We start from the raw sequence: 15115 nt of genomic DNA on the forward strand, positions 1-15115 counted from the left end.
ATGATACTCGGTAAATTATTCGTACTGACTTACTTGCTCCAGCTGTAACTTACGATCTCGGCCGGCTTGATCTTATCAGTCACTTTAGCCTCTACTGGCTCTTCCAGCAGATTGCAGCGCTGTGGAGTAAGCTCGGCGATCGACAAGCGAAGCGGCTGCTCAGCTCCGGTCATGTTGAAGCCTCTCGTCACGATCTCATCTGAATGCTCTTTACGCTTGAATGCAGTCAGTGCAAAGGCATCCCCTTCGATCTTCATATATTGATGATCTGCAGCATATTGTCCGGCATGCTTCGATGTCTGGTAAACACTGAACGGAACCTGGAAGTTCATCGCCTCATGGTAAGTTCTCAGCTTATCCGCTTCATCACCATGGAATGCAATTGCGAATCTAACCGTATGTTCGCCAAGGCATTGTGCTTCAGGTGTCGGGAAGTAGCCCCAGTCGCCAAGCTCGCCTACTGCGCGAAGCAGGGTCAGTGCAATCGTGCCGCGATCCGACAATACTTCGTACTCATTTAATCCAAAGTTCGCAACAGTAACACCATGTTGGTCGTCATGCACATTAACGAACGAGTGCTGATGCTGCGGATTCGTTGGATTTTCCCAAGCCCGATCTACCTTGTTAGGACGCTGTACCACTTCATAGATGCTCTCGGCTTCATGATAATCCGCCTCGATTCCAGTCGGGAACAACACGCGCAAGCGGTGATCCTTCATTTGATTGTTGTACGAAGTCTCGAATTGCAATTGCTTGCTGCCCTTTTGTAGCGTAATCTTGGTTGCAATCTTGAAAATAGCCGTCTCCTTGGAGCGCTGAGCTTGGCGATCGCGGAACTCGATCACGGCCTTCATTTCTTCTTCCAGACGCTCATCGGCGGACACTGGAATTTCCAGTTCCTGCTCTACCAGCACTTCTGCGGCGAAGGCATTTGCCGATTGAACTGTAATTGTCGCCTTTTTACCCGAAGAGAGAATCGCTTGATCTCCTACTGGCTGCTTGAAAATATACTCATTGGCGATATCCCCAACATTCTCAAATACCATCAAGCCTGTGTATTCCTTGCCTGTCTCTTTATTCTGAACATCCAGCGAACCATCCTCTTGAATGGTCACCTTCAGGAATTCATTTTCCAGCAGACGCCCTTGTTCCTTGACAATAGCATCGCCAGCTTGCAAATCTGCGGCTGCACCTTCTACCAATGCGAAGGACTCCCAAGCCATAGCAGGCATTTGCTCCATGAACATACGTACCTTCACATACCGTCCCATATAAGGCTGGCGGAATTTATCCTTAGGAAGATCATAGCCGAAAGTAACACCTTCATCGATAATTTCAGCAGCAACTGTCTTGCCTTGGGCGTTCACAACGGCAAGTTCCGGAAGCTTCGTCTCCTTCAGCTCATAATAGAGCTTGGAAGGCGTCCCTTGTGCAAATGGTTTTCTCGTCCATTCGATCGTTACTTCTGCTACGTCCGTCTTCGCAGAACCAGCCGTATTGAAGATAACGAAAGGCTTCGAGCCTTCAGGGAAAGCGCTGGTGTCGATCTGAGCCATCAACGCCTCAGCCGCTTCATCAGCTACGAATTTGCCCACTTCCTTCGCTTTTTTGAAGCGAGTTACCATCTCCTGGTGAACTTCATCGATGCTGCAGCCACAAATGCTATCATGCGGATGGTTCTGCATCAGCGTCTTCCATGCATAACGCAAAGTGTCATGCGGATACTGTTCGGCAGTTGTATAAGCCATCGTTGCGAGCGGCTCGGCGATATTTTCCAACTGGCGCTCTACTTCGGTGTTCATCTGTTTCAAGTAGACACGGGCCGAAGAAGTGTTGGCCAGTGTGTACCAGCCATCAGTCTCTTGACTTGTCAACTCGCCAGACACCGTACTTAATTCTTGCGGCAAGTCCGCTTTCAACGCAGCGATATATTCCTCGAAGCTGCTATGAACGAACTCAATCTCCGGGTATAGCTCGTTCGCAACACGAATCGCAGCAGACAAATCCTTCTGTACAGGTTGATGGTCACAACCATTCATCATCAGCAAATGACCTGTGGAAGCGTATTGCGATGCATCCGCAAGCTTGCGGTCCCAGAACAGCTTGGCTTCTTCCTTGTCTACCGGAATTTCGTTACCGTTGCTATACCAGTTAGCGAACAACAGGCCGAGAATTTTCGAGCCGTCCGGACCTTCCCACCACATCTCGGAATATTGCGAAGCATATTTCTCATCATTAATAACGACATTGTTGAAGCCCGTCGGCTTCACACCGCGGCCGAAGGCTGCCACATCCAGTCCGGCTTCGCGCATCATTTGCGGTGTCTGGCCCATATTTCCGAACGTATCCGGGAAATAACCGAGTTTGACTGGAGCGCCCCACTTCTTGCTCTCTTCAAAGCCAATTAGCATATTACGTGTATTCGCTTCACTGCTGATCAGGAAATCATCCTGCAAAATATAGAACGGACCGATTTTAAAGCGTCCTTCGCGGATATACTTCTCCAGCAGCGGCTTCTTCTCAGGGCGGACCTGCACATAGTCATCGAGAATAATGGTCTGTCCGTCAAGATGGAAGCTCTTGAATTCCGGATCAGTCTCGAACAGCTCCAGCAAATCATCAACAAGCTGAATCAAGCGCATATGGTGCTGCTCATAAGGCAAATACCATTCACGGTCCCAGTGGCTGTGAGATACAATATATACTTTTTTCATATTCTGATCGTCTCCCTTGTTTGTGCAACCTCTTATTTGTTCAAGAACTACCTCTTAGTTTGATAAAGTTCAAAAAGTCCTGTTTTCAGCACCGAAGCTTATGCTTCCGATGTGCGTTTTTTCAAAACGCTTCAGTAGGATGAAGCTAGGGTCTGAGGAGCGCAGCTGATTCTGATGTCGAAATAATCCATGACTAGTTCACAAAACATCATATTCGCCCAAGAGAACCACTCTCTCGTATATTTCGTCGGATCATTCACGTCAAAGCCTTCATGCATAAGCTTAGTCCCGGCATCACATTCCACCAGCAGATTGAGGATGCGTTCCTTCTCCGCCTTATCCTCAGTCGTCATTCCTTCCATCGCCAGCGCGATGGGCCATACATAATTCTCCGGCGTATGCGAGCTGCCGATTCCCTTCGCATAGCTTCCTTCATAGAAGAACGGATTCTCGGCACTCAGCAATGTCTTACGGGTAGCAAGATACAACGGATCATTGCTGTCGCAGTAGCCCAAGTAAGGGGCAGACAACAGGTTCGGTACGTTCGAATCATCCATAATGCTGTAATTTCCCAGACCGTCAACTTCATAAGCGTACACCGTCTCACCGCCCGCATTGGATACCTTGGCATGCTTCTGCAAGCCTTGTTCAATATCCTCACGCAGCTTGGTGATCCGTGCGATCAAGGAGTCGTCCTTCAGGATATCCTGGTAAATTTCCCGCAAATAATCAAGGACAACAACAGCGAACATATTGGATGGAACGAGGTAGCCGTAACGGCAAGCATCATCGCTCGGACGGAAGCCAGACCAGGTCATGCCGGTAGGTGCAACTGGCGACCCTTTGCCGTCTCTGACAAGCGTATCCTCGAGGCGAGTTGTATCACGTACGAAGGAGTATGGCGAGCGGTTATGATCCTGCTCAGTCTCCCATACTTCCAAGACGCTCCGTACCGCTTGCTGGAATGTATCATTGAACTGCGCTGTACGTCCAGTCGACTTCCACAACAGATAACTAAGCTGGAGCGGATAACAGAGCGAGTCGATCTCATACTTGCGCTCCCAGATCCATGGCGTCATTTCCGTATGGTCTGTCTGATGCCCGGCATGATTTCCCTCTTCATTAAAAGCATTGGCATATGGGTCCATGTTGATATATTGCAATTGACGCTCGACTAGGCCAGCGATCATCTCTTCAAGATCGGCATCCTGCTTGGCGATGACAAGATAAGGTCTTACCTGGGCTGTTGAATCCCGCAGCCACATTGCCGGAATATCCCCGGTCAATAGGAAGGTCGTACCGTCTGGCTGACGCTTAACTGTCGTTAACAGCGTATTGGCGAAGCAGGCGTTGAAGTTCTCGGCCCAACGGGCATGCTCCTGGCCGCATAGCTCTGTAATTTGATCCATAAAGCTCTTGACCGATGCAGGAATTTCATTGTATCCCAAAATATTGGCCTCCTTAGTCTCTATCAAATCATCATTTCATATCCCTGATACGGGTAGTTGATATATCAAATTATCTTCAATGTCTATTTTATGATATACCATACCATTTGTCTAGCATGTACATCTTTTATTTTATAGCTGTTTAAAGTGGTTATACTACTACAGTATCGGCCTATGTATTGCTGAAAAGCCTGTTCTATCGTATATTCTACATAATAACTGCATTTTTGTACGCTAACATATTCCTGATTGACATATCAAGCAAATAAATGATATACCAAATTTAGTGAGGAGAAAAATATGGAACAGATTCCACTATATCAACATATCGTCAACACATTAAAAGCGAGGATCGCATCTGGGGAACTTCAGCCTGGGGACCAACTCCCTACCGAAGCGGAGCTCTCCAAAGAGTTCAAAGTGAGCCGGATTACGTCCAAACGGGCACTGACCGAGCTGGAAAATGCCAATTTGATCTACCGGGTACAGGGTAAAGGCAGCTTCGTCCATGCTGACCTACCTCCTCTCCGCCCTCTGCCCCGGATCGGCAAAGAAATTTTGTTCATTCTGCCATTCACCCATAACCCGGGACTCGGTGATTATGAGAAAGGGATTAATGAATATTTAGCGACGACCGATTATACGCTGAATATCCAATCCAACACAGTGATCGGGCAACGCAGGCTGCTGGAGACGGCGCTCCACAACAACAATTCAGGTCTGATCATTTATCCGGTAAGCAGCAGCGAGGATCTCGGCATTTTGTACCAATATTATCAGTCGAAGTTTCCACTGGTTACGATGGATAAGATCATCGACGGTATTTCGTTCCCATACGTTGTCTCCGACAATTTTGACGGCGGATATCAAGCCTGCAAGCATCTGATTGAGAATAATCATAAAAGAATCGCCTTTCTCTCCTCTTCCAGGGTCGAGAAGTCCTCATCCATCCGAGAGCGTTACTTCGGTTATTTGCAAGCGCTCTACGACAACAGTCTGATCGATTATAGCGTGAATGATCTAACGGAGCGTTATTTATCCCATGAGGATGATAACGGCAAGGAGTACTACAAGAAATTCATTCAAGCGGTTATGGACAACGGGATTACGGGGATTGTAGCGGAGAATGATCTGATCGCAATCGAGATTATGCAAATCGCTAAGGATATCGGGCTATCGATACCGGATGATTTCTCGATTATAGGCTTCGACAATATTCATCTTTCCAGCTTCGTTGAACCTAAGCTCACGACGATTTCTCAGGATTTTGCACAAATGGGCTATATGGCTGCAAAGAATCTGATCGGGATGCTCGAAGACCCGCAGCGGCCACAGAACAATGTGATCGTTCCGGTTCAACTGATCCAGCGTCAGACCGTGAAGCGGCTATAAAGGCCTACATCATTCAAAAATTGAAGGAGTGTCTATATGCTGCATTATATTGATACCAGACAAGGCACCAACAACAAGCACTCTTATTCGAATGGGAACACGCTTCCATATACATCAGTCCCGTTCGGTATGAATCATTTTGCCGTTCAGACTAATGATGAGGGAAGCTGGTTCTTTAACCCGCTGGACCGCGTCTTTCAGGGCTTCCGACTTACCCACCAACCAAGTCCTTGGATGGGGGATTTCGCCCATTTTCTAATGACACCTATTGCAGATGATAAGATAAGAGGCACCGTCTTCACCTGCCAGAGCTCTTACCGGCCGGAAGAAGCGGTATTCAGACCGAACTACGTCAGAGTGAAGCAACAGCGCTACAATATTACGAGTGAACTCGTTCCGACTTGCTACGGGGCTGCACTGCGTATCCAGTATAATTCCCGCCGTCAGGCCGGGCTTGTATTGAACGTGAAGAACATCAGCGAATGGCATATTGATGCCGCTAACCGCAGACTCACCGGCCATGTCAGCAATTTTGCCGGCTGCCATGACGATCAATTCCGCATGTACGTAGCAATGAGCTTCAATAAAGAGATCGATCTAAGCACCTCCGGCTACTACGATGAAGAGGGCAAGCTCTATAGCGAAGCATCAGTCAGCGGCAAGGACCGCCATTTTGTTATCCGCTTCAAGGACTGTGAGACTGATTCCCTTGATGTCAAGCTGGCGACTTCTTTTATTAGCGGTGAGCAAGCTGATCTTAACCTGGAGCGAGAACTGAATCTGTCGATCGACGAGTTAAAGGAGCAAGGCGCACAGGCCTGGAACCGCTATTTGAGCAAAATTCAGGTGTCGCACTCCAATGAAGAGTATCTTCGCACCTTCTACACTTGCCTGTATCGCATGTTCTTGTTCCCGCAGAAATTTTACGAGCTTGATGCCAATATGGAACCGGTTCATTATGATACAACAGCAAGAGCGGTGAAGAAGGGTGTTCTGTATACGAATAACGGCTTCTGGGATACTTACAAGACGGTCTATCCACTCTACTCCATCATTGCTCCACAGGAATATGAAGAGATGCTGGAAGGCTATCTGAACTCTTACCGGGAAGCTGGTTTCCTGCCGAAATGGCTGTCCCCGGATGAGCGCGGACTGATGCCGGGCACCTTGATCGACGCTGTTATCGCGGATGCCGCAGCCAAGGGAATCGGATTGAACATGATGCCTGAGCTATTGGAAGCGATGCTGAAGGCGGCGACGACCCAGAGCGAGCAGACCTGCTACGGTCGCCAAGGCACACTGGACTATATTAAATACGGCTATGTTCCAAGCAACTATCATGAGAGCGTTAACCATACGCTGGACTATGCTTATAGTGATTATTGCATCAGCCGTGTCGCCGAATTGCTGGGCAAGTCAGATATCGCTGACAAATACCGCGAGAGCGCGTTGAATTACCGTAATATCTTTGATTCCGAGATCGGCTTCATGCGGGCAAAAGATCAGAACGGACAATTCCGTCCAGACTTCAACGATACGAGCTGGGGACGAGACTATGCCGAAGGAAGCGCCTGGCAGAACGGCTTCGCTGTATTCCAGGATTTCCAAGGGCTGATCGATGCCTATGGTTCGAAGGAACGCTTCTTCGATAAGATCACAGAACTATGTAATAAAGCACCGGATTTTGATGTGCTAGGCTACGGCTTCGAAATTCATGAGATGAGTGAAATGGCAGCCATCGACTTTGGGCAAGTGGCCATCTCCAATCAGCCAAGCTTCCACATTCCATATCTGTTCAACTATGTTGGACAGCCTGCCTCATCGCAGGTTGTGATCAAACAGATCGTAACGAATCTGTTCAACAGCGGCTTTAATGGATATCCTGGCGACGAGGATAACGGCAGTATGGCCGGCTGGTATGTATTCAGCTCCATGGGCTTCTACCCAGTATCCCCTGGCAGCAACGAGTATGTGCTTGGTATCCCTTTATTCGATCAGGTAACGATTGAGCTGCCTAACGGCAAGCAGATGCAAATCCGTACAGATAACAATAATCCGCAGTCCAACTTCGTATCCAGCGTCAAGCTGGCTGGACAGGATTACACCAAGCTATTTATTACTCACGAAGATATTTTGGAAGGCAAGACACTCGACTTCCGTCTCGGCTTAGCTCCAACTTACCGCGACTACAAGCCAGAAGAGCTTCCTTTCTCGATCTCAAAATAACGACAAACAGGGACAAACTGAGAAAATCAGCCTGTCCCTGTTTTATTAAGGCAATCTACAGCGTTCTGCAGCATCTGCTGTAACGCCCCCCAACGAAGCCCCTGGCGCGGCCTGTCCCAATTCTAACGAAACTGACAATCGCTATTTGCTCAAAATAACGCCTTTTCATTTTCTAACGAAACGTGGTATCGTTATTTGCTCCATATCCCGCAGATTGGCCACGTGTGTGCCTCCACTTGTGACTTCACATGACGCTGGTAACCACAGAACTGCAAGAAATGTGACCTATTTCTAGCGATTCACTCTTTCCCCGCTAACGTCTTTCTATATTTCAACGGTGAAAGGCCGGTCGCCTCTTTGAATAGATGATGGAAAGTCTTCACACTGCCGAAGCCTGAAGCTTCAGCGACGTCAGCCATCGAGCCTTCCTCGGTTAGAAGCAGCCATTTCGCCTTATTCAAGCGGTATTCATTCAGAAACGTAATGAAATTCTTCCCGGTATTCTTCTTGAACAGCCTGCTGAAATAGAAAGGATCAAAGCCCATATATTCAGCCACTTCCTTCAGCGTCACCGATTCCTGATAATGCTCCTCAACATAGGAGAAGACCCGCTCCAGCTGCTCCAGTGTCTCACGAGACTGGATATTTCCGTTGCTGGCGTACTCGGCCATTTCATTACGAGGAATGTCTCTGAAAATCATCGGCAGCATCTCAAATAACCGCGCCTTCACCATATACATGTAGCCTTCCCGTCGTGAGACATTCTCCTCGTGCATGTCCTCCACCAGGGCACGCATACGCTCCATCACATGCTCAGGCCATTTCCAACTCGAATGCTCCATTTTCATAAAGGAATCACTAATTGATTTCTTCCGCTCTGCATCGGTAGACGAATCATAGAACAAGCTCAGATCAAATTGAATGACGATCCGCTCACCCTCCGGAGCAGCCAGGAAATAATGGACGTCCCCGCCGGCAATGAACTGAATCTGTCCGGCATGCATTCGAATTGGAACATCGTTAATTCCCAGCTCCAGGCTGCCCTTCGTCACATATATAATTTCTATTTCTTTGTGCCAATGCGGATAACATAACCCTGCACCAGAGTTAACAAAGCTCTTGAAAGAAAAATCCTTATTCAACTCTGGTAGTTCCAAATAAATACTCACAATCATCCCTCGTAGTCTTCGGTTGTCTTATCTCATTGACTATATTAGACAATCTGATATAGGTTGTAAACCTGTGCAAAAAGGACGGGCCACCCGTTATCCACACGAGGCCCGTCCTTCATTTTCTTCTATTATAGAGGCTTGGTACTACTCTCTCACTAATTCTTCTTGCTGATCTGCTCCAATGCATCGGAATGACCGTAGACCGGATAATCACGTTTCACAGGTTTACACCAACGAACTCCGTTAATGATAACCTTCTGAATATCTGGGTGGTAATACGTCGGATGTGTCTCATGACCTGGCTGGAAGTAGAAAATCTTCCCGTTGCCGCGGCGATAAGTCGAACCGCTCGGGAATACATTACCGCCTTCAAACCAGCCGACAAAGATCAGCTCATCTGGCGCCGGCACATCGAAATGAGTACCATACATTTCTTCCTGTTCCAGTTCGATATATTCTCCAATGCCTTCCGCAATTGGATGGCTCGGATCCATAACCCACAGACGCTCACGCTCATTCGCTTCGCGCCATTTCAAGTCGCAGCTCGTGCCCATCAGCTTGATGAAGATTTTCGACATATGCGCGGAGTGCAGTACGACAAGTCCCATTCCGCGCAGGACATGGCGATGTACCCGTTCTACAATTTCATCGCTTACTTCTTGATGGGCGACATGTCCCCACCAGATCAATACGTCGGTATCGTTAAGCACTTCCTCAGTCAGGCCGTGCTCAGGCTCATCCAATGTTGCCGTCTTCACATCCATACCCGCTTCCTTCAAGAAGCTGGCCAGTTGTCCGTGAATTCCTTCCGGGTATACCTCACGGACCTTAGCGTCCGTCTGCTCATGACGATATTCATTCCATACCGTTACTCTAGTCATATTCGTACTCCTCCTGCTCATTCAGCCCAGAATATCTCTTCTATATATGTCTATCATACAAAACGCCCAGGCTGTTTTCTTCCTACGCTTTGTTCTATTATTCCTGAATTTTGTCTTCCAGATTTTTGCTGATCCAGCAGGAAATTTCGATCTCAGAATCACTAGTATAATATGATCACCACAGCACGCTTAGTATGGATTCCAACCCATGATATCAAGCAATAGCCAGACTGCTGTTAACCATACGAAAATGGCTGAGCATTTATTAATTATAACGAGCATTCTTCCCGTTCCATCCAGCTGCTTCAATATGCGCCCGGCAACAGTCAAGGCGAGGAACCAGCACCATGATACCAAGATACAAGCAGCAGTGAACCATATCTTGTCAGCCGCTGTATAACGAAGCGCACTCGTTCCAATCACGCCGATGGTGTCAAGAATGGCATGGGGATTTAATAGCGAGACCGAGAGTGCGAAGACGATCTGTTCTTTTATAGACAGTCCGATGCGATTTTGACTGTGTCCTGTCCCTTCCTTCGCTCTCCACATGGAATAACCCATATAACTAAGAAATAAAGCCCCACCACACATCATAAGAGTCCGAAGCCATTCGATCTCTCCAACCATAACCGATAGACCAAGCACAGCAAGTAAAATAAGTAAGGTATCGCTAACCGCCGCAGTGATCGCCGCTGGCAGTGCTCTGCGGAACTCCGGCTGCTCTGCACCCTGAGTAAATACGAAGATGTTCTGAACGCCAAGCGGCAAAATAAGACCGAAGGCGAGCACCATTCCATGTATGAAAGCCTGCAATATTCATTTCCTCCATCCTTTTTCTTTCTATTATAAATATGGTATACATAATAGGAACGACCAATTGGACGGCATAAAAACCAACCAATCTGAAGAATGGAGTTGCAAAGCCTATGGAATGGAAGCCAAACCGACACTCTCATCTAACCATACACCAGCAGATCGTAAATTGGATCAAGCAACGCATTCAGAGCGGAGAATGGCCGATCCATACAAAGCTCCCTACACAGAGAAAACTGGCCGCAGATATGGGAGTGAACCGCAGCACCATCGTTAATGCGATCGAAGAACTGGTGGCCGACGGGATATTATCAACGAGAGTCGGCGATGGAACCTATGTATCGAACAATAGCTGGAATGTTCTGATCAAGGACAAACATCCGGATTGGGAGAAGCATATCTCCTCCAGCATCTATGAACCGAATTTCCAGACGATCCAGCTTATTAATGAATATGAGCAGCGGGAGGATATCATCCGGCTAGGAACCGGTGAGCTATCCCCAGACCTGCTGCCAACGGCTGTACTACAGCGTTCTCTGGAGAACGTCCCGCTTACCGCCCGGGATATTGGTTACTCTGAACCGAAGGGGAACAAAGAGCTGCGTTATGCTCTCAGCCGATATGCCACCAAGAGAGGGATTCACGCCACACCAGATAGTATCATGATCGTATCGGGCGCGTTGCAGGCTCTACAGTTGATTTCGCTAGGTTTGCTGGAGCCGGGTTCGACCATTTTTCAGGAATCTCCTTCTTATTTGAATTCGGTCCGTCCTTTTCAGTCTGCCGGAATGAGAATCATCTCCTTGGACAAGGAGAATCGGGATAATAGACTGCTGGATCAGATCATATCCATGAAAGGCAAAAAGCAGTCCCTATTCTATACTGTTCCGACATTGCATAATCCAACTGGTTCAATTATGAGCCTGGATGAGCGCCGGAAGCTCCTGCAAATATGCGCTTCCCAGCAAATTCCCATCATCGAAGATGATGTGTATCACGAGCTGGCGTTTGGTGAAATTCCGCCGTCACTCAAATCTCTGGATTCCGACGGTCAAGTACTCTATATCGGCAGCATGTCCAAGACATTAAGCCCCGGCCTTCGTATCGGCTGGGTGATCGGCCCAGAGCCAGTCATCGACAGGCTGGCGGATATTAAGATGCAAACGGATTACGGGTCAAGCGCATTTTCTCAGCAAATCGCCAGGTATTGGCTTGAATCGGGGCTTTATGAGGAGCATATCAACCAGCTTCGGGAACATCTTAAACGAAGAGCCGATTTCGTCGAGGAGATTTTACAGCGTCGTTATAACAGCATAGCGACTTGGAATAAGCCAGCAGGCGGATTTTACATTTGGCTTCGTCTCTACGAACCGCTCGTGAACAAAGCCCTGTTTCTCAAGCTGATTAAGCAAAATGTACTTATCAATCCGGGCTATATCTACGACGCCAAAGATTTTTATCATATCCGACTCTCTTACGCATACGCCAGCTTCGAACAGTTGGAAACAGGTCTGAACATTTTATATGAGTGCATTGCAGAAGCAAATTCATAATTCAACGAATCACTATACATTCTTTTGGCACTGCCCCTTCTTGAATCCAACTCTTAACCATTTGATTAAAGAAGTCGGGCATGGCCATAGGAACACCGTGTCCCATTTCAGGGATGATAACACCGGTGCAATTGGAGTTAGCTTCAACAAGATCTTTTGCAGACTTTTTCATAATCGCTTTTTCTTTAGCGCCAACCGTTACTAGGATCTTTCCATGCGCTTCTCTAAAACTCTGGGGTATTCCAAACGACATGTTCTCGTCTAATACGCTTAACAGAGTGGCAAGCTTCATTTGACAGCTCTCTTCATAGTATTTCTGAAATTGCTCTTCAGTTATATACAATGTCTTAGCTTGCAACCTAGCGAAGAGCTTATTTCTGATTAATGGATATGATAATCTAATCGTAGGTTGAATGAGTTTGCGGCCAAAGGGACTTGGTCTGACCAGAGCGCTATTTATGATAGCAGCATCGACCAAATCCGGTTTCAAGCTTAATATTTGAATAATGACTTGAGCGCCTAAAGAAAACCCAATCAAGATAACCTTACACCCCGCGGGCTTTCCCGCTACTTTTTCCTCAATAAACTCAATGAATCTTTCCGCACTGTCACGAATAGAGAATAGAATGTCACCATGGCTCTCCCCATGTCCGGGCAACTCTGGGACGATGCAATGGTAGTGAGAGAAGGATTGAATCTGGTTATCCCACATCCAGCCGCTCACTCCTCCACCATGCAAAAATAGCAGCAGAGAAGCATTCTGATCACCATATTCTTTATAATTCATCTTTAGACGCCTCCCTGCTTAATTTGGATTTTGCAGCGCTATTAAAGCTGGCCTAAGCAAACCTCTATTAAAGTGAGAAGCAGCGTGCCCTAATATTGTTCGCCAGTTGTTCAGGAGCTTCGCTCTCCAATACGATTTTATCGAATTCAGCCCCTTCGAGGTTGAGAATAACAACTTTATGAGCATCGTGATAGGATAGGAAGTATTTCTCCCCATGGATAACAAAGCTTCCGGCCTTATAACTCATTGTCGTAATCCCTGCTCTTTTTACCGCCGTCCAGGGGAACTCGAAATTGCCCGGTTGTACGTCCACGATTGAAGTATAAGGGATCCTAATCTCCTTTTTTAAAATGGCAGCCACTTCCAATCCTGAAATGTTTACGATCAATTCACGATCACCTAAGACAACTTGCATACTCATATTATCTCCTCCTCTTTACGGTTGCTCAAATTTTTGCGGAATGAACATGCCGGCAAAGAGACGCGTCTTCCGCTCAGGCGAAGGGTTGTTATCCAGTACTTTCTCTAGGCATTGGTTAATGGATTGAACCAACTCTATAAATTCTTCGTCACTCACATGAATCGGTGTAGACCAGTATCCAAACCCTTCTTCTTTGTACTTCTTGGGCGGCGTATTCGCCAGATACGTGGTCGCCAGTTGCAGCAAATTACCATGAAATACGGAAAAATAACGGATGTGATCTTCATTTGAAGTCGATTCGATTTCAGTTTCAGGAATCTTCAGGTTGTCTTCTCTAACCGAAAATAACCGCTCCTCCGTCCCTTTAACTTTTTGTGTGTCAGCAACCACGATTAAATCGGCCTTAAGCAGAAGATTAACATGCCGGTATAATGTGGCCTGAGGAACATCGCCAAGTACGTCGGTCAGTTGGGCAATCGTTAACGGTTTACCTAGCAGCAATTGTTGTACAATGCGCATACGCACGGGATGAAGTAGTAAATCTGCCTTTTTAGTCATTGTCTTGCCCCTCAAATTATTATTATCATTTTATAAAATGATAATAACATTATATTCCGAGATCGTAAATGGACCGGTTTTAGTTCATCAGCCATTTATGTAATAATGGTCGTAACCTATGTACATTGGGGTGAGAGACATGGTCAGACGGAGATAGATAGCCTCCTGAAATGGATTTGTTTATTGTTTTAGGAGGCTATCTTAATTTATAGGAGATGTATGTATATGAGACAAAATAAATACGATGACGTAAATTTCTTTTCTGCCTATGGGAAAATGCTCCGCTCTGTAAAAGGACTTGAAGGGGCGGGTGAATGGCATGTATTTAAAAAAATGTTGCCTGGACTGCAAAATAAAAAGGTGCTTGACTTAGGTTGCGGCTTCGGTTGGCATTGCCGTTATGCTCGTGAACAACAAGCAAGCTCTGTGATCGGAGTAGATATATCTGCGAAAATGCTGCAAAAAGCCCGTGAAATGACGGATGACCCTGCGATTTCTTACATGAATATGCCCATCGAAGATATGAACTTCTCCGCTTCGCAATTTGATGTTGTCATTAGTTCTTTGGCTTTTCATTATATTGAGTCCTTTGAAGCGCTCTGCAGCAAAGTTTATGCTTGTCTCAAACCGGGAGGTTCTTTTGTGTTTTCTGTGGAACATCCTATCTTCACTTCTCGGAACGAGCAGGATTGGTATTACGATGACCAGGGGAATCGTCTTCATTGGCCCGTGGATCGTTACCAATTCGAGGGTCAGCGGAACACCACATTTCTGAATGAAGATGTTATCAAATATCATCGAACGATTTCGACCTATATGAATGACTTGATTCATGCCGGATTTATATTAAGGGAGGTCCAGGAGCCTGTTCCTTCTGAAGAAATGTTAAGGACTATTCCCGATATGAAGGATGAACTCCGGAGACCGATGTTCCTTATTATTTCGGCTGAGAAATAAGCCGCGTTACACACAAAGGGAAGCCCGAATCAGGGCTCCCCTTCTTAATCTTAGATCCCGTTTCTAACGAAACAGGGGATCGCTATTTGCGCCAAAAAGCGCCGCTGAGAATTTTAACGAAACTGGGGATCGTTATTTCCCCACTTGAATAGCTTTTTGATCGAATGGATCACAAATAGCGTTATGGTGTTTC

At 46.8% G+C, this 15115-nt stretch carries 12 protein-coding genes; 4 read left to right on the forward strand and 8 right to left on the reverse strand.

What is annotated here, in order from left to right; translation table 11 throughout:
* Window positions 1-29 precede the first annotated feature (29 nt).
* Complete coding sequence (locus ABD014_RS01950) at window positions 30-2714, reverse strand: alpha-mannosidase (protein WP_343856800.1); 2685 nt, start codon at window positions 2712-2714, stop codon at window positions 30-32.
* 131 nt (window positions 2715-2845) lie between these two features.
* A complete protein-coding gene (locus ABD014_RS01955; protein ID WP_343856802.1) occupies window positions 2846-4162 on the reverse strand; it encodes a glycoside hydrolase family 125 protein in 1317 nt (438 codons plus the stop codon).
* A gap of 300 nt (window positions 4163-4462) precedes the next feature.
* Here ABD014_RS01955 and ABD014_RS01960 point away from each other — a divergent pair, with 300 nt between their 5' ends.
* A complete protein-coding gene (locus ABD014_RS01960) occupies window positions 4463-5554 on the forward strand; it encodes a GntR family transcriptional regulator (protein ID WP_343856804.1) in 1092 nt (363 codons plus the stop codon).
* 36 nt (window positions 5555-5590) lie between these two features.
* A complete protein-coding gene (locus tag ABD014_RS01965) occupies window positions 5591-7780 on the forward strand; it encodes a GH92 family glycosyl hydrolase (protein WP_343856806.1) in 2190 nt (729 codons plus the stop codon).
* 299 nt (window positions 7781-8079) lie between these two features.
* On the opposite strand, the gene ABD014_RS01970 is transcribed toward ABD014_RS01965, so the two are convergent.
* The 3 genes from ABD014_RS01970 to ABD014_RS01980 form a co-directional block, all read right to left on the reverse strand.
* Window positions 8080-8949: a helix-turn-helix domain-containing protein gene (locus ABD014_RS01970; protein WP_343856808.1), complete on the reverse strand. Its 870-nt coding sequence runs from the start codon at window positions 8947-8949 to the stop codon at window positions 8080-8082.
* 158 nt (window positions 8950-9107) lie between these two features.
* Complete coding sequence (locus ABD014_RS01975; protein ID WP_343856810.1) at window positions 9108-9833, reverse strand: ThuA domain-containing protein; 726 nt, start codon at window positions 9831-9833, stop codon at window positions 9108-9110.
* 189 nt (window positions 9834-10022) lie between these two features.
* Window positions 10023-10646 carry a LysE/ArgO family amino acid transporter gene (locus ABD014_RS01980; protein WP_343856813.1) on the reverse strand — a complete coding sequence of 208 codons (624 nt, stop codon included), beginning with the start codon at window positions 10644-10646 and terminating at the stop codon, window positions 10023-10025.
* A 113-nt stretch (window positions 10647-10759) separates the two neighbouring features.
* On the opposite strand from ABD014_RS01980, the gene ABD014_RS01985 reads away from it, so the two are divergent.
* Window positions 10760-12199: an aminotransferase-like domain-containing protein gene (locus ABD014_RS01985; protein WP_343856815.1), complete on the forward strand. Its 1440-nt coding sequence runs from the start codon at window positions 10760-10762 to the stop codon at window positions 12197-12199.
* Between the two features lies 1 nt (window position 12200).
* On the opposite strand, the gene ABD014_RS01990 is transcribed toward ABD014_RS01985, so the two are convergent.
* The 3 genes from ABD014_RS01990 to ABD014_RS02000 all read right to left on the reverse strand — a co-directional run bounded on the left by ABD014_RS01990 (window position 12201) and on the right by ABD014_RS02000 (window position 13965).
* Window positions 12201-12986, reverse strand: coding sequence for an alpha/beta fold hydrolase (locus ABD014_RS01990; protein WP_343856817.1), 786 nt, complete (start codon window positions 12984-12986; stop codon window positions 12201-12203).
* A 67-nt stretch (window positions 12987-13053) separates the two neighbouring features.
* Window positions 13054-13407, reverse strand: a complete 354-nt coding sequence (locus ABD014_RS01995; protein ID WP_343856820.1) for a PH domain-containing protein — start codon at window positions 13405-13407, stop codon at window positions 13054-13056.
* Between the two features lie 15 nt (window positions 13408-13422).
* Window positions 13423-13965, reverse strand: a complete 543-nt coding sequence (locus ABD014_RS02000; RefSeq protein WP_343856822.1) for a helix-turn-helix domain-containing protein — start codon at window positions 13963-13965, stop codon at window positions 13423-13425.
* Window positions 13966-14190: 225 nt separating this feature from the next.
* On the opposite strand from ABD014_RS02000, the gene ABD014_RS02005 reads away from it, so the two are divergent.
* Window positions 14191-14922 (forward strand): class I SAM-dependent methyltransferase, encoded by a 732-nt coding sequence (locus ABD014_RS02005; protein WP_343856824.1) that lies wholly within the window; start codon window positions 14191-14193, stop codon window positions 14920-14922.
* Window positions 14923-15115 lie beyond the last annotated feature (193 nt).

It is taken from the genome of Paenibacillus motobuensis, from assembly GCF_039521865.1.
Taxonomy (GTDB): Bacteria; Bacillota; Bacilli; order Paenibacillales; family Paenibacillaceae; genus Fontibacillus; species Fontibacillus motobuensis.